Origin of the sequence: Cryobacterium sp. GrIS_2_6, from assembly GCF_035984545.1 — a bacterium.
Classification (GTDB): domain Bacteria; phylum Actinomycetota; class Actinomycetes; order Actinomycetales; family Microbacteriaceae; genus Cryobacterium.
The window spans coordinates 3,246,844-3,266,316 of record NZ_JAXCHP010000001.1; the positions used below are offsets into that span (position 1 = coordinate 3,246,844).

The 19,473-nt window shown below is 63.6% G+C and carries 14 protein-coding genes, 1 tRNA gene, 2 rRNA genes and 2 pseudogenes; 7 read left to right on the plus strand and 12 right to left on the minus strand.

The features are described from left to right. Positions 1 to 53: 53 nt before the first annotated feature. The 7 genes from RCH22_RS15795 to dnaK form a co-directional block, all read right to left on the minus strand. Positions 54 to 3,182, minus strand: a 23S ribosomal RNA gene (locus RCH22_RS15795). Positions 3,183 to 3,633: 451 nt separating this feature from the next. Further along, positions 3,634 to 5,153 (minus strand): 16S ribosomal RNA (locus RCH22_RS15800). Together the 16S and 23S rRNA genes form the textbook arrangement of a ribosomal RNA operon. A 563-nt stretch (positions 5,154 to 5,716) precedes the next feature. Next, positions 5,717 to 6,865, minus strand: coding sequence for a methyltransferase (locus RCH22_RS15805; RefSeq protein WP_327015550.1), 1,149 nt, complete (start codon positions 6,863 to 6,865; stop codon positions 5,717 to 5,719). Between the two features lie 7 nt (positions 6,866 to 6,872). Then, entirely contained in the window at positions 6,873 to 7,289 is a 417-nt protein-coding gene (locus RCH22_RS15810) for a heat shock protein transcriptional repressor HspR (RefSeq protein WP_327014647.1), read from the minus strand. A gap of 2 nt (positions 7,290 to 7,291) precedes the next feature. Then, on the minus strand, positions 7,292 to 8,302 hold the full coding sequence (locus RCH22_RS15815) for a DnaJ C-terminal domain-containing protein (protein WP_327014648.1): 1,011 nt from the start codon (positions 8,300 to 8,302) through the stop codon (positions 7,292 to 7,294). Further along, entirely contained in the window at positions 8,295 to 8,900 is a 606-nt protein-coding gene (locus RCH22_RS15820; protein WP_327014649.1) for a nucleotide exchange factor GrpE, read from the minus strand. The genes RCH22_RS15815 and RCH22_RS15820 overlap by 8 nt, the downstream gene beginning before the upstream one ends. Then, a complete protein-coding gene (gene dnaK / locus RCH22_RS15825; protein WP_327014650.1) occupies positions 8,900 to 10,768 on the minus strand; it encodes a molecular chaperone DnaK in 1,869 nt (622 codons plus the stop codon). Before dnaK ends, RCH22_RS15820 begins: the two co-directional genes overlap by 1 nt. Before the next feature lie 196 nt (positions 10,769 to 10,964). Between dnaK and RCH22_RS15830 the strand changes: the two genes are divergently transcribed. The 3 genes from RCH22_RS15830 to RCH22_RS15840 all read left to right on the plus strand — a co-directional run bounded on the left by RCH22_RS15830 (position 10,965) and on the right by RCH22_RS15840 (position 13,677). Beyond that, entirely contained in the window at positions 10,965 to 12,284 is a 1,320-nt protein-coding gene (locus RCH22_RS15830; protein ID WP_327014651.1) for an MFS transporter, read from the plus strand. 76 nt (positions 12,285 to 12,360) lie between these two features. Further along, positions 12,361 to 13,161 carry an isocitrate lyase/phosphoenolpyruvate mutase family protein gene (locus RCH22_RS15835; RefSeq protein ID WP_327014652.1) on the plus strand — a complete coding sequence of 267 codons (801 nt, stop codon included), beginning with the start codon at positions 12,361 to 12,363 and terminating at the stop codon, positions 13,159 to 13,161. A 69-nt stretch (positions 13,162 to 13,230) separates the two neighbouring features. Next, positions 13,231 to 13,677 (plus strand): hypothetical protein, encoded by a 447-nt coding sequence (locus RCH22_RS15840; protein ID WP_327014653.1) that lies wholly within the window; start codon positions 13,231 to 13,233, stop codon positions 13,675 to 13,677. A gap of 26 nt (positions 13,678 to 13,703) precedes the next feature. On the opposite strand, the gene RCH22_RS15845 is transcribed toward RCH22_RS15840, so the two are convergent. Next, entirely contained in the window at positions 13,704 to 14,237 is a 534-nt protein-coding gene (locus tag RCH22_RS15845; RefSeq protein ID WP_327014654.1) for a hypothetical protein, read from the minus strand. A gap of 96 nt (positions 14,238 to 14,333) precedes the next feature. Then, positions 14,334 to 14,936 carry a dCTP deaminase gene (dcd, locus tag RCH22_RS15850; RefSeq protein ID WP_327014655.1) on the minus strand — a complete coding sequence of 201 codons (603 nt, stop codon included), beginning with the start codon at positions 14,934 to 14,936 and terminating at the stop codon, positions 14,334 to 14,336. Between the two features lie 72 nt (positions 14,937 to 15,008). Here dcd and RCH22_RS15855 point away from each other — a divergent pair. After that, a tRNA-Gly gene (locus RCH22_RS15855) sits at positions 15,009 to 15,079 on the plus strand. Positions 15,080 to 15,137: 58 nt separating this feature from the next. Then, entirely contained in the window at positions 15,138 to 15,920 is a 783-nt protein-coding gene (locus RCH22_RS15860; protein WP_327014656.1) for a hypothetical protein, read from the plus strand. Between the two features lie 228 nt (positions 15,921 to 16,148). Here RCH22_RS15860 and RCH22_RS15865 read toward each other — a convergent pair. After that, positions 16,149 to 16,553: pseudogene (locus tag RCH22_RS15865) on the minus strand (keto-deoxy-phosphogluconate aldolase); the annotation flags it as partial. A gap of 122 nt (positions 16,554 to 16,675) precedes the next feature. Next, positions 16,676 to 17,040, minus strand: a pseudogene (locus RCH22_RS15870) (gluconokinase); the annotation flags it as partial. A 226-nt stretch (positions 17,041 to 17,266) separates the two neighbouring features. Between RCH22_RS15870 and RCH22_RS15875 the strand changes: the two are divergent. Together RCH22_RS15875 and RCH22_RS15880 are read left to right on the plus strand one after the other, a co-directional pair. Continuing rightward, complete coding sequence (locus RCH22_RS15875) at positions 17,267 to 17,785, plus strand: GNAT family N-acetyltransferase (RefSeq protein ID WP_327014657.1); 519 nt, start codon at positions 17,267 to 17,269, stop codon at positions 17,783 to 17,785. A gap of 14 nt (positions 17,786 to 17,799) precedes the next feature. Continuing rightward, complete coding sequence (locus tag RCH22_RS15880) at positions 17,800 to 18,549, plus strand: SDR family oxidoreductase (RefSeq protein WP_327014658.1); 750 nt, start codon at positions 17,800 to 17,802, stop codon at positions 18,547 to 18,549. 17 nt (positions 18,550 to 18,566) lie between these two features. Here RCH22_RS15880 and RCH22_RS15885 read toward each other — a convergent pair whose 3' ends face one another. Beyond that, entirely contained in the window at positions 18,567 to 19,430 is an 864-nt protein-coding gene (locus RCH22_RS15885; protein WP_327014659.1) for a Sir2 family NAD-dependent protein deacetylase, read from the minus strand. Positions 19,431 to 19,473 lie beyond the last annotated feature (43 nt).

Consider the following 19,473-nt stretch of genomic DNA (forward strand, 5'->3'; position numbering starts at 1 on the left):
ACCGTACGTCGAGAACCACATAGTGGACGCTTGCAGCTTATTCAAACTGGTGTGTTATCAAATTATTGGCTTATTAGTACCGGTCAGCTCCAAGGGTCTTTAGTCCCCTCTTCCACATCCGGCCTATCAACGCAGTAGTCTAGCTGCGAGCCTCTCCCCCGAAGGGATGGAAATCTCATCTCGAAGCCGGCTTCCCGCTTAGATGCTTTCAGCGGTTATCCGTTCCGAACGTAGCTAATCAGCGGTGCTCCTGGCGGAACAACTGACACACCAGAGGTTCGTCCATCCCGGTCCTCTCGTACTAGGGATAGATCTTCTCAAATTTCCTGCGCGCGCAGCGGATAGGGACCGAACTGTCTCACGACGTTCTAAACCCAGCTCGCGTACCGCTTTAATGGGCGAACAGCCCAACCCTTGGGACCTACTCCAGCCCCAGGATGCGACGAGCCGACATCGAGGTGCCAAACCATGCCGTCGATATGGACTCTTGGGCAAGATCAGCCTGTTATCCCCGAGGTACCTTTTATCCGTTGAGCGACAGCGCTTCCACAAGCCACTGCCGGATCACTAGTCCCGACTTTCGTCCCTGCTCGACTTGTCAGTCTCACAGTCAAGCTCCCTTGTGCACTTACACTCGACACCTGATTGCCAACCAGGTTGAGGGAACCTTTGGGCGCCTCCGTTACTTTTTAGGAGGCAACCGCCCCAGTTAAACTACCCACCAGGCACTGTCCCTGAACCGGATCACGGTTCGAAGTTAGATATCCAATATGACCAGAGTGGTATTTCAACGTTGACTCCACCTGAACTAGCGTCCAAGCTTCACAGTCTCCCACCTATCCTACACAAGCCACACCGAACACCAATACCAAGCTGTAGTAAAGGTCACGGGGTCTTTCCGTCCTGCTGCGCGTAACGAGCATCTTTACTCGTAATGCAATTTCGCCGAGTTCGCGGTTGAGACAGCTGGGAAGTCGTTACGCCATTCGTGCAGGTCGGAACTTACCCGACAAGGAATTTCGCTACCTTAGGATGGTTATAGTTACCACCGCCGTTTACTGGGGCTTAAATTCTCAGCTTCGCCTTGCGGCTAACCGTTCCTCTTAACCTTCCAGCACCGGGCAGGCGTCAGTCCGTATACATCGTCTTGCGACTTGGCACGGACCTGTGTTTTTAGTAAACAGTCGCTTCCCACTGGTCTCTGCGGCCTTCGAACGCTCCAGGAGTAAATCCCTTCACGCCTCCGGCCCCCCTTCTCCCGAAGTTACGGGGGCATTTTGCCGAGTTCCTTAACCACGATTCTCTCGATCTCCTTAGTATTCTCTACCTGATCACCTGAGTCGGTTTGGGGTACGGGTGACTAAAACCTCGCGTCGATGCTTTTCTTGGCAGCATAGGATCACTGATTTCGCCCTTACGGGCTACCCATCGGGTCTCAGCCTTATATGAGAGACGGATTTGCCTATCTCTCGGCCTACATCCTTAGACCGGGACAACCATCGCCCGGCTCAGCTACCTTCCTGCGTCACACCTGTTAATACGCTAACCGCACCAGCATAGGGTCGCACGCTAGGCCTCACGCTTCACCCCGAAGGGATCCATCTAGAGGATTCAGATGCTTAGCATTACTGGATTAGCTTGGACGGTTTTTCGCCAGTACGGGAATATAAACCCGTTGTCCATCGACTACGCCTGTCGGCCTCGCCTTAGGTCCCGACTTACCCAGGGCGGATTAGCCTGGCCCTGGAAACCTTGATCTTTCGGAGGACGGGTTTCTCACCCGTCTTTCGCTACTCATGCCTGCATTCTCACTCGTGTAGCCTCCACGGCTGGTTTACACCGCCGCTTCGCTGGCCACACGACGCTCTCCTACCCATCAACACGGCTGAACCAACACAACAAGTGTGCGGCTTACCAAAAATATCAATGCCACAACTTCGGTGGCGTGCTTGAGCCCCGTTACATTGTCGGCGCGGAATCACTTGACCAGTGAGCTATTACGCACTCTTTCAAGGGTGGCTGCTTCTAAGCCAACCTCCTGGTTGTCTGTGCAACTCCACATCCTTTCCCACTTAGCACGCGCTTTGGGACCTTAGTTGGTGGTCTGGGTTGTTTCCCTCTCGACGATGAAGCTTATCCCCCACCGTCTCACTGCTGCGCTCTCACTTACCGGCATTCGGAGTTTGGCTGACGTCAGTAAGCTTTTAGGCCCCATCGGCCATCCAGTAGCTCTACCTCCGGCAAGAAACACGCAACGCTGCACCTAAATGCATTTCGGAGAGAACCAGCTATCACGAAGTTTGATTGGCCTTTCACCCCTATCCACAGCTCATCCCCTCCATTTTCAACTGAAGTGGGTTCGGTCCTCCACGACGTCTTACCGTCGCTTCAACCTGGCCATGGATAGATCACTTCGCTTCGGGTCTAGGACATGCGACTGAATCGCCCTATTCAGACTCGCTTTCGCTACGCATTCCCCTCTCGGGTTAAGCTCGCCACATATCACTAACTCGCAGGCTCATTCTTCAAAAGGCACGCTGTCACCAGAATCAGACTGGCTCCAACGGTTTGTAAGCAAACGGTTTCAGGTACTATTTCACTCCCCTCCCGGGGTACTTTTCACCTTTCCCTCACGGTACTTGTTCACTATCGGTCATGTAGGAGTATTTAGGCTTATCAGGTGGTCCTGACAGATTCACACGGGATTTCTCGGGCCCCGTGCTACTTGGGATACTCTTCGGGCGATTACTGCATTTCGACTACGGGGTTCGCACCCTCTATGACCAGGCTTTCAATCCTGTTCGTCTATACAACGCTCTAACCCTCACTGTTCGGCAGAATCAGCAGAAAAGTCCCGCAACCCCGACCATGCAACGCCTGCCGGCTATCACACATGATCGGTTTAGCCTCATCCGGGTTCGCTCGCCACTACTAACGGAATCACTATTGTTTTCTCTTCCTGTGGGTACTGAGATGTTTCACTTCCCCACGTTCCCTCTACCCGCCCTATATATTCAGGCGGGAGTCACCAGGTCACCTCACGGGCCTGGCGGGGTTTCCCCATTCGGACATCCTCGGATCACAGTTCGTTTATCAACTCCCCGAGGCTTATCGCAGATTACTACGTCCTTCTTCGGCTCTACATGCCAAGGCATTCACCGTTTGCTCTTAGAAATTTGAAATCACATGAGTTTGAATCGATTAAGAATCGTAAAACTTTCGTCTCACGATCGAAATTGACCAATGATCTATAAATAGATCTTTGTAATTTGCAGTCCGAAGACTGTCAAATTTAAGATGCTCGCGTCCACTGTGTAGTTCTCAAAGTACGGGCGGTACCCTCACCCAGCCACGATTGATGTGACTGAGAAAAGGTCCAGAGAAACAGTCCAACCAGGCAAAACCCAGTCGTTCCGGTCCCTCAGGACCCAACAGCGTGCATATACGTCTCCTTACGCAACCCGACCTTTCCAACGAGGCACCGCAAGCGGTACCAGGCGTACTGGATCAAGAAGCGAACTCCTCGTATCAATGTCAATGTTCCACCCATGAGCGCCATCGAAGAACATTCGTCTTCGTATGGCTTGGCAGTGTTACTCCGCTGTATACAGACGGCACTGCTGTGCTCCTTAGAAAGGAGGTGATCCAGCCGCACCTTCCGGTACGGCTACCTTGTTACGACTTAGTCCTAATCACCGATCCCACCTTCGACAGCTCCTTCCCGTGAGGGTTAGGCCACCGGCTTCGGGTGTTACCGACTTTCATGACTTGACGGGCGGTGTGTACAAGGCCCGGGAACGTATTCACCGCAGCGTTGCTGATCTGCGATTACTAGCGACTCCGACTTCATGAGGTCGAGTTGCAGACCTCAATCCGAACTGAGACCGGCTTTTTGGGATTCGCTCCACCTTGCGGTATTGCAGCCCTTTGTACCGGCCATTGTAGCATGCGTGAAGCCCAAGACATAAGGGGCATGATGATTTGACGTCATCCCCACCTTCCTCCGAGTTGACCCCGGCAGTATCCCATGAGTTCCCACCATTACGTGCTGGCAACATAGGACGAGGGTTGCGCTCGTTGCGGGACTTAACCCAACATCTCACGACACGAGCTGACGACAACCATGCACCACCTGTATAGAGACCTTGCGGGGCGACTGTTTCCAGCCGTTTCCTCTATATGTCAAGCCTTGGTAAGGTTCTTCGCGTTGCATCGAATTAATCCGCATGCTCCGCCGCTTGTGCGGGCCCCCGTCAATTCCTTTGAGTTTTAGCCTTGCGGCCGTACTCCCCAGGCGGGGAACTTAATGCGTTAGCTGCGACACGGAGACCGTGGAATGGTCCCCACATCTAGTTCCCAACGTTTACGGCATGGACTACCAGGGTATCTAATCCTGTTCGCTCCCCATGCTTTCGCTCCTCAGCGTCAGTTACGGCCCAGAGATCTGCCTTCGCCATTGGTGTTCCTCCTGATATCTGCGCATTCCACCGCTACACCAGGAATTCCAATCTCCCCTACCGCACTCTAGTCTGCCCGTACCCACTGCAGGCCCGAGGTTGAGCCTCGGGTTTTCACAGCAGACGCGACAAACCGCCTACGAGCTCTTTACGCCCAATAATTCCGGACAACGCTTGCACCCTACGTATTACCGCGGCTGCTGGCACGTAGTTAGCCGGTGCTTTTTCTGCAGGTACCGTCACTTTCGCTTCTTCCCTACTAAAAGAGGTTTACAACCCGAAGGCCGTCGTCCCTCACGCGGCGTTGCTGCATCAGGCTTTCGCCCATTGTGCAATATTCCCCACTGCTGCCTCCCGTAGGAGTCTGGGCCGTGTCTCAGTCCCAGTGTGGCCGGTCACCCTCTCAGGCCGGCTACCCGTCGTCGCCTTGGTGAGCCATTACCTCACCAACTAGCTGATAGGCCGCGAGCTCATCCCTGACCAAAATTCTTTCCACCCCCAGAGATGCCTCCAAGGGTCGTATCCGGTATTAGACGTCGTTTCCAACGCTTATCCCAGAGTCAAGGGCAGATTGCTCACGTGTTACTCACCCGTTCGCCACTAATCCGAAGAGCAAGCTCTCCATCATCGTTCGACTTGCATGTGTTAAGCACGCCGCCAGCGTTCGTCCTGAGCCAGGATCAAACTCTCCGTAAATGTTTGATTGCACAAGACCCGAAAGCCCCGGCACATCTAGTGTGACTGACCGCCGGAATAGGCGAACCAGACACAAGTTTGAAACTGACAGAACAAATCATTACTGACTTGCTTTGTTGTTATAAATGTTTTCCAAAGGAATCTCTTGATTCTTCACCGCTAGAAACGGATCCAAACCACGAGGTTTTTGGCATTTGACATTGTGCACGCTGTTGAGTTCTCAAGGATCGGACACCTCGGCTTCAGGCCCTTGCAGGCTGTCGCTCCGAGGCAATTCCTTATTCTTCTTTCGTGTCGTTTCGCTCGGTCCCCCGCTAAGGGAATCTGGTGAAACGCCATCAATCTCGATCATCGAATTTACGCGCTGATCGGGATTGGAAGTGGTCCCGCTTGAGGCCGGTAAGCGCTTCGGCTTTCCGAACCTGTGGGGTGACTTAGATGACTTTACGGTGAACCGTGGGGGGCCGCAACTCCCGGTCACATCCCGGGCGTGTCGGAAAGATTGCACCCCTGTTTCGGGAAGGTTTCGCGCCCCTGAATGCCTTCCGAAACCCTGCGGCTGCCTACCGGCGCACGGAAACCGTGACCGTGAACTTGGCGTTCCGACCGACCTGGTGCGTCGGCCCGACCAGGCGGGTGAGCGCCGGCCGGTAGCCGAGGTGTGTGTTCCACACCGTCCAGAGCTCACCGCCGGGCCGGAGCACCCGCGCGGCGTCGGCGAAGAGCTTGAGCGCGATGCCGGCGTGCACGGAGGATCCGATGTGGAACGGCGGATTCAACAGGATCAACTCACTGGAAGCATCCGCCTGGGATCCGAGCGCATCATCGCGCACGACCGTGACCCGATCGGCGACCCCGTTGGCGATCATTGTGGCCCCGGCGGATGCGACGGCGGCGGCCGACTGGTCGCTCGCGATCATCGTGAGTCCGGTTCGGCGTAGCGCGAGCGCGGCCGCGAGCACACCCGTGCCGCAGCCGAGGTCGATCGCGCGGACGGCATCCGGTTTCATGCGGTCAAGGAATTCGAGCAGGTACCGGGTGCCGATGTCGATCGTGGTGCCGGCGAACGCGGCGCCGTGCGCGCACACGGTCAGACCCAGGTCGTCGTGCCTGCTGACGTGCGGCCAGGCCTGGCTCGCCGATTCCGTCGCCCGGAGGGGACCGGAGGCATGCAAGACCCGGGACTTCTGCCGGGCCGGGGAGACCTGGAGCCGCTCGAAGTGCCGCGCGAGGACCTCGTTCATGGCCGGGGTCATGTGCTTGAGCCGCCCGCCGGCGACAACGACGACCGCGGGATCGGCGTACCGGGCGATCGCCTCGGCGATCTCGTCGAGCGCGGCGAGGCTGCGGGGCAGCTGGAGGAGGACAAGGGTCGCGCCGGTCAGGAGCTCGTGGCCCAGTGGGAACGAGCGGTAGCGGTCGGTGAGACCGAACTCGTGGGCATTCCGGGCCAGGGCCGCCTCGCCCGAGAGTGCGTCCTGGTGCACGCGGATGCCGGTGGCCCCGAAGAGCGCAGCGGCGCCGAGGGTGAGGGCGCCATACCGGTCGTCGACGACAACGAGCCGTTCGGCGGGAAGGCTCGCCGCCGCCTCGTCGAGGATCAGCCGGTCGCTCGCGTCGACGGCAAAAAGGTTGGAGGCCTCGACGTCGGGGAAACGCCGGAGCGCGGCGAAGTCGAACGCAGTGGGGTCGAAAGCAGTGGGGTCGGGCACCACGGGATCAGCGGCCGTCAAGCGGGCGCCAGATGACCATCTGGTTCGCGCGGCGGGTTCGGGTGCCCGCGCGCATCGAGATGACCTCACCGGCCGAGCCGGCCGCGAAGACGCGGCGACCCGACCGGTTCAGCAGTTCATCGGCGAGGGCCGCTTCGAGTTCGCGCAAACGCGATTCGAGACGGCGCACGTGGTCCTCGAGCGCGATGATCCGCCGGATGCCCTCGAGGCTCACGCCTTCGGCACCCAGCTCCGCGATTTCACGCAGTTTCACCACATCACGCATCGAATACCGGCGAGACCGGCCCGGGGTGCGGTCCGGACTCACCAGTCCCAGGCGATCGTACTGTCGCAGCGTCTGCGGGTGCATGCCCGCAAGCTCTGCGGCCGTCGAAATGACGAACACCCGGGAGTTCTCGTCCACCGTCAGTCTCTCGCTCTCGCCAGCAGTTCGTCGCGCGGGTTCTCGTCGGAAAGGGCCGCCGCGAAAGCAGCGAGCTTCTCCTCGGCGTCCTTCGACAGGTGCGACGGCACCGCGACCTGGACCTCGGCGAGCAAGTCGCCGGTGCCCTTCGGAGTCACAACGCCGCGTCCCTTGACCCGCAGGACCCGCCCGCTCGGTGTGCCGGGGGCGATGCGCAGTTTGACCGGCGCTCCGCCCAGGGTCGGCACTTCGATCGTCGCGCCGAGAGCTGCCTCGACGAACGTCACGGGCACGTGCAGCCTGAGGTTCAGGCCGTCACGCTCGAAGACGGGGTGCTTGCGCACCGTCACGGTGAGGACGATGTCACCGGCCTCGCCGCCGTCCGGGCTGTGCTGGCCCTGGCCGCGGAGCTTGATCTTCTGCCCGTCGGCGACGCCGGCGGGAATCCTGACCTTGATGGCCCGGCCATCCTGCGTCTGCAGGGTGATCTGGTCGCCGTGGGTCGCGGTGATGAAGTCGACCGTCGTCGACGCGATCACGTCCCGCCCGCGGGTCGGTCCGCCGTAACCGCGGAACCCTCCCGTGGACGTTCCGAAACCGCCGCCTCCGGCGCCGCCCCGGCCGAACATGCCGCCGAGCAGGTCGTCAAACCCGCCCTGCTGCTGGTAGGAGTAGCCCTGTTGCCGGGCACCCCCACCGAACATGCCGCCGAAGACGTCGTCGAAACCGCCACCCTGTTGGGCGCCTCCGCCACCGGGGGCGGTGAAGCGTGCTCCACCGCCCATGGCCCGCACAGCGTCGTATTCCTTCCGCTGTGCGGGGTCGCCGATCACCGAGTGAGCCTCGCTGATTTCCTTGAACTTCGCTTCGGCCGCAGGATTGCCCGGATTGGAGTCCGGGTGATACTTGCGGGCGAGCTTGCGATAGGCCTTCTTGAGGTCGGCCGGCGTCACGTCTTTCGAGACGCCGAGGACCTTGTAAAAGTCTTTGTCGAACCAGTCCTGGCTAGCCATCGCTCGGTACCTGGACTACGACCTTGGCAACACGCAGCAGCGTCGAGCCCAGGAAATAGCCGGTCTCGACCACCTCGCCGACCGTGTCGACCGTCACATCGGGCGTGGGCATCTGGAAGATGGCCTCGTGCACGGTGGGGTCGAACGGTTCGCCGACCGTGCCGAACGGCTTCACGCCGAGGCGCTCCACGCTCGTGCGCAGTTTGGCTGCGATGGTGCTGAATGCGGTGTCTGCGACGAGGTCGCCGTGCTTCTCGGCACGGTCCAGGTCGTCGAGCACCGGGATCAGGCCCTTGACGACGTCCACCGTCACGCGCTCACGCTCGATCTCGCGGTTCGCCTCGGTGCGCTTGCGGTAGTTCGCATACTCGGCGGTGACCCGCTTGAGGTCGGCGAGATGTTCGCTCGTCGGCTCTGCGACCTCGCGCGTGGCGGCGTCCAGGATGTCCTGGACCGTCAGCTCGTCTTCCTCAATGCCCTCAGCGGATGCAGCGGCCTCGGAGTCGGCGGATGCCTCGGCTGCCGCAGATTCCTCCGCGGCGACCGGCTCCACCTCCTCGTCGGACGGCCCGTTGACCGGACCCTTGTCCTTGGCCATTACTTCTTGGTTTCTTCCTCGTCGTCGACAACCTCGGCGTCAACCACGTCTTCGTCGGACTTGCCCGCGTCAGCGGTCGGTTCGCCGGATTCGGTGGGGGGCGTCGCGGCATCCGCCTGGCTCGACTTGTAGATGGCCTCGCCGATCTTGCCCTGGCTCTCGTTGAGCTTGTCGTACGCGGTCTTCACCGCGGCCTCGTCGTCCCCGGCGAGCGCCGACTTGAGTGCGTCCACGTCGGCCTGGACCTCGGTCTTGACCTCGGCCGGCAGCTTCTCGTCGTTTTCCTTGAGGAGCTTCTCGATCGAGTACGCGAGCTGCTCAGCGGTGTTGCGGGTCTCGGCGGTTTCGCGACGACGCTTGTCTTCTGCGGCGTGCTCTTCGCCCTCGCGCACCATGCGCTCGATGTCTTCCTTCGCGAGCGAGGAACCGCCCGTGATGGTCATGGACTGCTCCTTGCCGGTGCCCTTGTCCTTGGCGGACACGTGCACGATGCCGTTGGCGTCGAGGTCGAAGGTGACCTCGACCTGCGGGATGCCGCGCGGGGCCGGCGCGATGCCGGTCAGCTCGAAGGTGCCGAGGTTCTTGTTGTCGCGCGTGAACTCGCGCTCGCCCTGGAAGACCTGGATCGCGACGGACGGCTGGTTGTCGTCTGCCGTGGTGAAGGTCTCGCTGCGCTTGGTCGGGATGGCCGTGTTGCGCTCGATGAGGCGCGTCATGATGCCGCCCTTGGTCTCGATGCCGAGGCTCAGCGGGGTGACGTCGATCAGGAGGACGTCCTTGCGCTCGCCCTTCAGCACGCCGGCCTGGAGTGCGGCGCCGACGGCGACGACCTCGTCCGGGTTGACGCCCTTGTTCGGGTCCTTGCCGCCGGTCTCGCTCTTGACGAGTTCGTAGACGGCGGGCATCCGCGTCGAACCACCGACGAGCACGACGTGGGCGATATCGCCCACCTTGACGCCGGCTTCACGGATGACGTCCTGGAACGGCTTCTTGGTGCGGTCGAGGAGGTCTTCGGTCATCTTCTCGAACTGGGCGCGGGTCAGCGTCTCGTCGAGGTTGGCCGGGCCGTTCTCGGTCAGGGAGAGGTACGGCAGCTGGATGCTCGTGGACATGCTGCTGGAGAGTTCCTTCTTGGCCTGCTCCGCGGCTTCCTTGAGGCGCTGCTTGGCGATCTTGTCCTTGGAGACGTCGACGCCGGTGGTTTCCTTGAACTTCTTGATCAGGTAGTCGACGATGCGCTGGTCCCAGTCGTCGCCGCCGAGGCGGTTGTCACCGGCGGTCGAACGCACCTGGATGGTCGAGAAGTCGTCGTCCTTGCCCACCTCGAGGAGGGAGACGTCGAACGTTCCGCCGCCGAGGTCGAAGACCAGGATGAGCTCGTCTTCCTTGCCCTTGTCCAGGCCGTAGGCGAGTGCTGCTGCGGTCGGCTCGTTGATGATGCGAAGCACGTTGAGGCCCGAGATCTCTCCGGCCTCCTTCGTGGCCTGGCGCTCGGCGTCGTTGAAGTACGCGGGGACGGTGATGACAGCATCCGTCACCTTGTCGCCGAGGTACTGCTCGGCGTCGCGCTTCAGCTTGGCGAGGATGCGGGCGGAGATCTCCTGCGGGGTGTACTTCTTGTCGTCGATGCCGACGGTCCAGTCGGTTCCCATGTGGCGCTTGACGGAAGAAATGGTGCGGTCGACGTTGGTGACGGCCTGGCGCTTGGCGGTCTCACCGACGAGAACCTCGCCGTCCTTGGTGAATGCGACGACGGACGGGGTGGTGCGGAAGCCTTCGGCGTTCGCGATAACGGTGGGTTCTCCACCCTCGAGGACGGCCACCACCGAGTTGGTGGTTCCGAGGTCGATGCCTACTGCACGGGCCATGTGTGCGTTCTCCTTCAAAGTGTGAGCTCAACGGGACAATCGGTATGATCGACCAGAGTTGAGCGGTATTGACTCAAGTGTGGCACCGCCCGAAATCGGAGTCAAGCCAGCCAGCTGAAAGTTGAGTGTGAGTGACTCAACTTTGAATTCCCGATCAATTTCCCCACTGTTCCCCGGCGGCCACTACTCTGAGCGCATGACTGGGACAGCGGAACAGCGAGGCACGGCAGAACACCCCACCCCGGCCGGGCGCGGCGTGATCGCCTGGAGCCTCTGGGACGGCGGTTCGGCCGCGTTCAACGCCGTCGTCACGACCTTCGTCTTCACGGTGTACCTCACCGGGCCGTCGTTCGGCGACAAGGACGTCATCTCGGCCCAGCTCGGCTGGGCGCTCGCGATCGCCGGCCTGCTCGTGGCCCTGCTCGCGCCGATCACGGGGCAGCGCTCCGACGCCTCCGGTCGCCGCAAACTCTGGCTCGGCGTCAATACCTTCATCGTCGTCGGCCTCACCGCCGCGATGTTCTTCGTGCAGGCCTCGCCCGACTTCCTGCTGCTCGGACTGATCCTCCTCTCCGCCGGGACCGTGTTCTACGAATTCGCGACCGTCAACTACAACGCGATGCTCGGCCAGGTCTCCACGCCGAAGACGATCGGCAGGGTCAGCGGCTTCGGCTGGTCGATGGGCTACTTCGGCGGCATCGTGCTGCTGCTCATCCTCTTCTTCGGCTTCATCCACCCCGACGTCGGTCTCTTCGGCGTCACCGACGCCAACGGGCTGTCGGTGCGGGTGTCGATGCTCATCGCGGCAGCCTGGTTCGGCCTGTTCGCCCTGCCGCTTCTCTTCCGGGTGCCCGAGTACGCGGCTCCCACCACCGCCCGGCGTGAGCGGGTCGGCTTCTTCCGTTCCTATGTCCTGCTCGGGCGCGATATCGCCGCGCTCTGGCGCAACAACCGCCAGCTGGCCCTCTTCCTGATCGCGAGCGCGGTCTTCCGCGACGGGCTGACCGGGGTGTTCCAGTTCGGCGGCATCCTCGCGGCAGGCACCTTCGGATTCTCGAGCGGCGACGTGATCATCTTCGCCATCGTCGCCAATATCATCGCCGGAATCTCTACGGTGCTCGTCGGACGCCTCGATGACCGCCTCGGGGCCAAGAACGTGATGGTGGTCGCCCTGTCCGGCACCATCGTCGCCGGACTCGCCGTCTTCTTCTTCGCGACCGGCGGCGCGACGATGTTCTGGATCTTCGGCCTGCTGATGTGCGTGTTCGTCGGCCCGGCCCAGTCCGCGAGCCGCAGCTTCCTCGCCCGCGGCATCCCGGCCGGGCGCGAGGGCGAGATCTTCGGCCTCTACGCGACGACCGGCAAGGCGGCGACGTTCCTCGCGCCGACGCTCTTCGCCCTTTTCGTCAGCCTCTCGGGCAGCCAGGTCTGGGGCATCCTCGGCATTGCCCTCGTTCTCCTCGTGGGCCTGCTGATGCTTATCCCGGTGAAATCGGCGCAGCACCACATCGGTTAGCTGAACGGCCTCTGTTCATCGTCTGGACATCCGCTGTGATCTCGCCGACGGCCGGGTTTTTTGTCAGGCTGAAGTCATGACAACTCAGCAGATTCAGAAGGCCGAACTTCTCAACGCGCTCCACGTCCCGGGCACACCGCTCATCGTGACGAACGTCTGGGACGCCATCACCGCGAAGATCGTGTCGGAGGCTCCCGGCGTGAAGGCCCTTGCCACGGCTTCGCACTCCGTGTCCAATGTGCGCGGCCTCGAAGACGGCGGCGGCCTCACGGTCGACGAGGCGATCGCGGCGGCCCGCATCATCATCGGCGCGGTCGACCTGCCCGTTTCGGTCGACTTCGAGAAGGGCTACGCAGCGGATGCCGCGGGAGTCGCCCGCAATGTCCGTCGCCTGATCGAGGAGGCCGGCGCCTCGGGCATCAACCTCGAGGACTCGATCGGCGCCGCGAAGGCCCCGCAGTACGACATCCAGACCGCGGCCGCCCGGGTGGCCGCCGCGCGCACCGGGGCCGACGCCGCCGGCGTGCCGCTCGTGATCAACGCCAGGGTGGACACCCTGGCGGGCGGCGGCGAGTGGAGCGAGGCCGTCGCCCGCGCCAACGCATACCTCGACGCCGGTGCCGACGTGATCTTCTTCCTCGGTCTCGGCGACGAAGACAAGGTCAAGCGAGCACTCGACGAGGTCAACGGACGCGTGTCTGTGATCGGGCACCCGGGCGCCGTTCCCCTGGCCCGCCTCGCCGAACTCGGGGTCTCCCGGGTGAGCTTCGGGCCCGGCACGCTCGGCCTCACGCTCGCCGCACTCCAGCGCTCGGCAACCCAGCTCACCTCTCTCGGGGAATACCCGGACGATCTGGGATTTCCCTTCTCGCTCTAGCGTCAGCGCGTGGTCGTCGGCGCGGCGGGATGAGGAATATGCTCGGGAGAAAGTGAGAGGTCTCCCGACATGAAATTCAGTGTCTCCGCCGTGCTAGTCCGCGGCTTCCTGATCGGTCTGCTCATGTTCGGAGCGGTGTCGTCGTTTGCCGGCATGATCCTGCTGTCGGTGGCGAACGGGGGAGGCATCCCGCTCGCGTACCTCGACGGCACCCCGTTCTCGTCGTACGTCGTGCCCGGGCTCGTCCTCGGCGTGATCGGCGGAGGCACGCAGCTCCTCGCCGCGGTCGGACTGCTGCGCCGCAACAGCTGGGCGCTGATCGCCGCGGTCGTCGCCGGGTTCGGCATGATGATCTGGATCTTCGTCGAGATCGCCGTGATCAGGCAGTACTCGGACCTGCAGCCGGTGTACTTCGCCCTCGGCGCACTCGAACTCATCCTCGTCTACGCCCTGCTCGGCCTGGCACCCCGCATGGTGCGCGGGCTCACGCCGGCCCGCGAGCGCGTCTCGCGGTAGCGGTCCCGTAGCCGCATTTGCGGGTGTCAGCGGATGCGGGTGGCCTCGTTGTGCTCGACGAGCACCCAGGTCGCGCCCTCGTCGTTGGAGACCCAGCCCTCCCACGAGTAGGCGTCCTCGGTGATGGACACGAAGTTCCAACGGATCGGCCGGCCGTCGGTGCCGGTGCCGTCCTGGCGCAGGCCATTGCGGTGCGGGGTCGCGACGAGGTGGCAGTACTCGCCGATGGCTGGGGCGAAGTAGCTGACCCGCCACGCGCCGGCGTGCGGGTCGTAGACGCGCACGGCCATGGCCACGGTTTCCCGGCCGTACGGATGCGTGTCGCTCACGGGGACGTCGACGACCTCGACGTCCTGCACCGCACGCCCATCGAGCACGAATTCGACGATCCAGGTGAACTGGCGCTCGTGCCAGTCGCCGGTGGCCTCGTCGAGGCGTGAGCCCTTCGCGGCCCAGCTGCCGACGAGCCGGCCGAAGCGACGCATCCGGCCCGGGTATTCGGGCGTCGGGCCGGGCGCGATGAGCGCCTGGGCAAAACCGGGTACGGATGTCGTCGTCATGCTTGCGATTTTACCGGCCGCGTGTTGCGCCCGTGTGAACGCGTCCTCTCGCTCTGGATCAGGTCTTTTCCGGCGAGATCGGAACGGGAGCTGCGGCTACTCGACGTCCGCGGTCGGGGCGATGGAGACATCCGTGCGGTGGAAGTTCTGGAACGAGCGCGACGCCGTCGGCCCGCGCTGGCCCTGGTAGCGCGAGCTGTACTGGCTGGAGCCGTACGGGCGTTCGGCGGCGGAGCTCAGCTGGAAGAAGCAGAGCTGGCCGATCTTCATGCCGGGCCAGAGTTTGATCGGCAGGGTGGCGACGTTGCTGAGTTCGAGGGTCACGTGGCCGGTGAAGCCCGGGTCGATGAATCCGGCCGTCGAATGGGTGAGGAGGCCGAGGCGGCCGAGCGAGCTCTTGCCCTCGAGGCGGGCCGCGATCGTGTCGGCGAGGCTGACCTTTTCATAGGTGGAGCCGAGCACGAATTCACCGGGGTGCAGGATGAACGGTTCGTCGTGGGGGATCTCGATCAGCCGGGTGAGTTCGGGCTGGTCCTCCGCCGGATCGATATAAGGGTACTTGTGGTTGTCGAACAACCGGAAGTACCGATCGATGCGCACGTCGACGCTCGAGGGCTGGATCATCTCCGGAGCGTAGGGCTCGAGCCCGATTCGTCCCGCGTTGATTTCGGCCTTGATATCACGATCGGAGAGCAGCACGGGTCCAGCCTAACGGCGAGGACTTGATATGCTGGCACGGTTCCGGTGCAGGCACTGCCCGCGACCGGACGCGCGGATGTAGTTCAATGGTAGAACTTCAGCTTCCCAAGCTGATAGCGCGGGTTCGATTCCCGTCATCCGCTCCGTGTCACTTCCCGACGCCTCGTTTCCGGTATTCTCGACGCGGACTGAGGAGTACCTGTGACTGACCCCACCTTGCGAATGCCGGACACTGTTTTGCGGGCGGTGCTGGACCTGGGCGACCTGCCGTTGGAGGCTCCGCCGCTGCCGACCCGGTTCCGGAACCCGGTGCTGAACGCCGACTGGTTCGTCGACGGTGAAGGCGAGAACGACGAAGAAGAAGTGGCCGTGTTCTCCCTCGGGTTTGAGGGCGGTGAGCTGCACCTGGAAACGACGCCTGACGGTGTCGAGCACCACTTCCATGGCGCCGACGGGGAAGAGAGTGATCGCAGCCCGTGGCCGAAGCGGGAGACGAGGGAACTGGTGGCGTGGGCCCTGGCGCTCGTGAAGCACACTCTCCCTCTGCTCGAAGATCTCGCGGAGGACGCCGAAGAGGCCGCCGACTGGCACCACGAGGGGCTTCGGGTCTACGCCCGCGACTTTGGCGCGGTGCCCCTGGAGATCGTGGACGTTGCCATTCCCGGCGAGCAGATGATGCTGCCCTGGCTGGGGTCCGGGCGCACAGACCACCTGCACACGGACGACGAGGCACGCAGCCTGATCCTCACCTGGAACCCGGAGGACGCGGACCCCGAGACGCCGATTGTGCGGGCGTGGCTCGATGCCGGTACGGGGGAACCGGTCTCCGAAGCGGTCGCCGGGGTCGACTGGGTTGCGGTCGGGCTCCCCGAGGAGGAAGTGCGCGCGTGGTTCGAAGCGTTTTACCTCAACCACGAGGTCCTCGACGACCCCGCCGAGCTCATCATGCGTGCCGCCCTGAACCGGATCGCGGGCCTGGGCTAGGCCTGGGCTCGGCCTCGCCAAAGCCCAAGCCCAGTGCCGGCGTTCAGGGCCGCAGGCCGGCGGCCTGGCGGGCCAGCCCTTCGATGCGCGTCCAGTCGCCGAGTTCAATGGCATCCAGCGGAGTGATCCATGTGCCGCCGATGTACCCAACGTTGGGCAGCGCGAGGTAGACGGCGCGCTCGCGAGCGTGATCCCGCCCGTCGGACAGAACCGCGCTTCCGGCAGGGGCGCCGCGAGTGAGCGCAGCACGGCGTGGCCGCCGGAAGCCTCTGCGGAGAAGAACTTCATCTCCGGGTGTCCGCGCTCGATCAGCCGCAGGAGCTCCGGCGCGATCGCGGCGCCCGGCAGGTAGGGCAGACCGGATGCGTCCATCGCGTCGAGCAGGGCATCGGTCGACCCGGGAGAAATCAGGAACCGAGCCCTGGCTTCGACGGCCCGACTCACGAGGTGCGGATTGTTGACCGTTCCGGCGCCGACGACGGCGTCGGGCACCTGGTCGGCGATGGCGCTGACCGCACGCAGTGCAGCCGGGGTGCGCAGCGTCACCTCGATGACCGGAAGGCCACCCGCGACGAGTGCCCGAGCCAGTGCCACCGCGCGGTCGGCATCCTCGATGACGACGACGGGGATCACGGGGTTCCGTAGAAGGTGCAGGTGCCTGCGGAGTGGTACGACGCCGTCTCGGCCTCGAGAAGTTGCTCGCGGTCGGCTAGGCCTTCGGCGTAGAGCTGGCGGATCCGGCTCTTTTCCTTCCTGGCGGCCTCCTCGGCGGGCGGCCTGGCGACATCGATGAGGATGCCTCGTTCGTCGGAATCCAGAGGCTCCAGCGTGTCGAGCTGCGAATCAAGGAGGGTCGTCGGCATGAAGAGGTCGAGCCGAGCGGACATCCGTGCGCCGAGCAGGTGATGATGCCGGGAACATCGGCCATCGTGTGCTCGATGATCCATGACGACACGGTGTCGAGCCATGGCCAGCGGTCGTCGTCGGTGAGCGGGGTACCCGACGCCATCTTGTTGACGTTCGCCTCGGGATGCAGATCGTCACCCTCGGCGAAGTCCCACCCGAGCCGGCCGGCGAGCAGAGCAGCCACCGTCGACGTGCCCGACCCGCAGACACCCATCACGACCAGGACGGGTTGCCGACCGGAGGCAACGACCGGGAGTTGCGGGTCGCCGCTGGCGCTGGCTGGTGGGGTGGCGTCGGTCACCGCGGGTGCTGTGGATGAGTACATCGTCGTCCTCTCGCGAGGGCGCATCGGCGCGACCTCATTGTCAGGCCAGCGGCACCAACCCGGCGAGCGCGGCGCTCGACCTCGGCCCGGCGCGCTTCCCTGCTATCGTGCGTGGATGATGACCGAGGGGTTCACGATTCGCCGCACGACGGCGGCAGACTGGCGCGAGATCCGGGAACTTCGACTGGAGATGCTCCGCGACACGCCCCTCGGCTTCGGGGAGACCTTCGACGCCGCGCTCGCCCACGACGAGGCCGAATGGACCATGCGCGGAGCACGCGGCACCGATGAGCATTCGATCGTCGTCGTGGCGATCGCGCCCTCTGGGCGCTGGGTCGGGACGATGGGCGGCTACGTTCCCGACGAGGCGACGGGTGCGCTGCTCGTCGGTGTCTACGTTGCGCCGGACTACCGCGGCGGGGCGGCCGGCGTGACGGATGCCCTCCTGTCGCGCATCGAGTACTGGGCGCTCACGGAATCGGGTCGGCTCACGTTGCACGTGCACGAGCACAACGACCGCGCCCGCGCCGCCTACGAGCATCGCGGCTTCACGGCAACCGGCATGACCGCGCCCTACGACCTCGACCCGACGACCCGGGAACTCGAGATGGTCAAGCAACTCACGGCGTTATAGGCGGGGGTCGCATCATGAGGATCGTCGTAGCCGGGGCGACCGGCACCGTCGGAAGGCACGTCGTCCTTGCCGCCGAGCGCCGTGGTTATGAGGTCGTCCCGCTGTCACGCTCGACCGGGCAGGACGTCAGCACCGGCGTCGGACTCGACGCGGCGCTCACGGGAGCGGATGCCGTGATCGACGTCATGAGCGTGGCGAGCACCTCAGCCGCAGCATCCGCCGAGTTCTTCAGCGCGGCGACCAGGCACCTGCTCGCCGCGGAAGTGCGCCAGTCGGTGGGACACCACGTGGCGCTATCGATCGTCGGAATCGACTACCTTCCACTCGGGTACTACGCAGGGAAGGTCGAGCAGGAGCGCCTCGTCACCGCCGGGCCGGTGCCGTTCAGCATCCTGCGAACCACCCAGTTCCATGAGTTCGTGCGGCAGGTGCTCGGACGCGCGTCGTTCGGCCCGATCGCTCTGGTCCCCGCCGGACTGCTGCGTCCGATTGCGGCGGCCGACGTGGCCGACGCCCTCATTGCGATCGCCGAGGGCACCGAGCGGGGACGTCACCGCGACCTGCGCGGGCCGCGCGACGAGAACCTCCTCGACATGGCGCGCACGGTCATCCGGGCCGACGGGCGACGGATGCCGGCACTCGGGGTGTCCCTGCCCGGCGCGTACTGGCGCGGCCTGCGTTCCGGGGTGCTGCGCGGCACCGGGGACGAGGCCGAGGCTCCCACGACATTCGACGAGTGGCTGGCCGCCGGGCCGTCGTCTTAGTCCTGGCTGGCGCGCGGCTACTCGAGCAGGGCGCGAAGGCCGACGAGCGCGGTGAGCTGGTGCTCATAGATGGGCGCGTTCCCTGAGGAGGTGTCATCGCCGCGGCCGACGTGGAACGGGTTGATGCGCACGATCGGGATGTCGTACCGAGAGTGCAGGTCCCAGGTCAGGTTGCGCAGGTTCATCACGGTGAGGCCGACCCCGATCTCGAGGATGACCGAGCTGCCGAGGTCCTCCGCTGCAAGGGGGCGCTGATAGTCGAGGAAGTCGTCCTCCTGGAGTTCGTTTGCGGCGTTGTTGAACCAGTAGTCGTCGAAGAAGAGCACGTTCGGCCGGGCCAGGCTCCCGCAGGTGGGACAGAAGGTGGTGGCAAGCGTCGGGTCGACGGTCGGGAAGACGCCGTGTGCCTCCGGTTCGGCCAGGCACTGGGAGCGATCGTAGGCGCCGTGGATCTCGAGGAGCTTCTCGGCAGGGAAGCCGTGGTCGGTGAACGCGGTGTCGACATTGGAGGTGAGTACGAAGTAGTCCTTCGCGGCGGCATCCAGCCAGTCCTGGACCACGAAGTACGGGTCTGCGGGCCGGGAGGGCTTCTCCGATTCGCGCATGTCCCGCCAGGTCTCCCGGAAGAACGCAGCCTGCTGGTCGGGTTCCTCGAGCCAGAGCGGCGCGCAGGAGTGCTCGAGGTTGGTGTGGCCATAGTGCGAGACGGTGTCACCGTATGCCGCGTTGTCCCCGGTCCAGTAGACCGGCGTTCCGATGTCGGCGCTCATCCCGGCGCCGGCGATCACGATGACGCGATGCGCCCGCGCGAGTAGTGCGCGACTCGGGGCGAGCGGGGTGTGCAGAACGGATGCTGCCGGTTGGGCGGACGGGACGGGCACGGAATATCTCCAGCTGCGGCCCGATTCGACGGCCGCCCTTCCA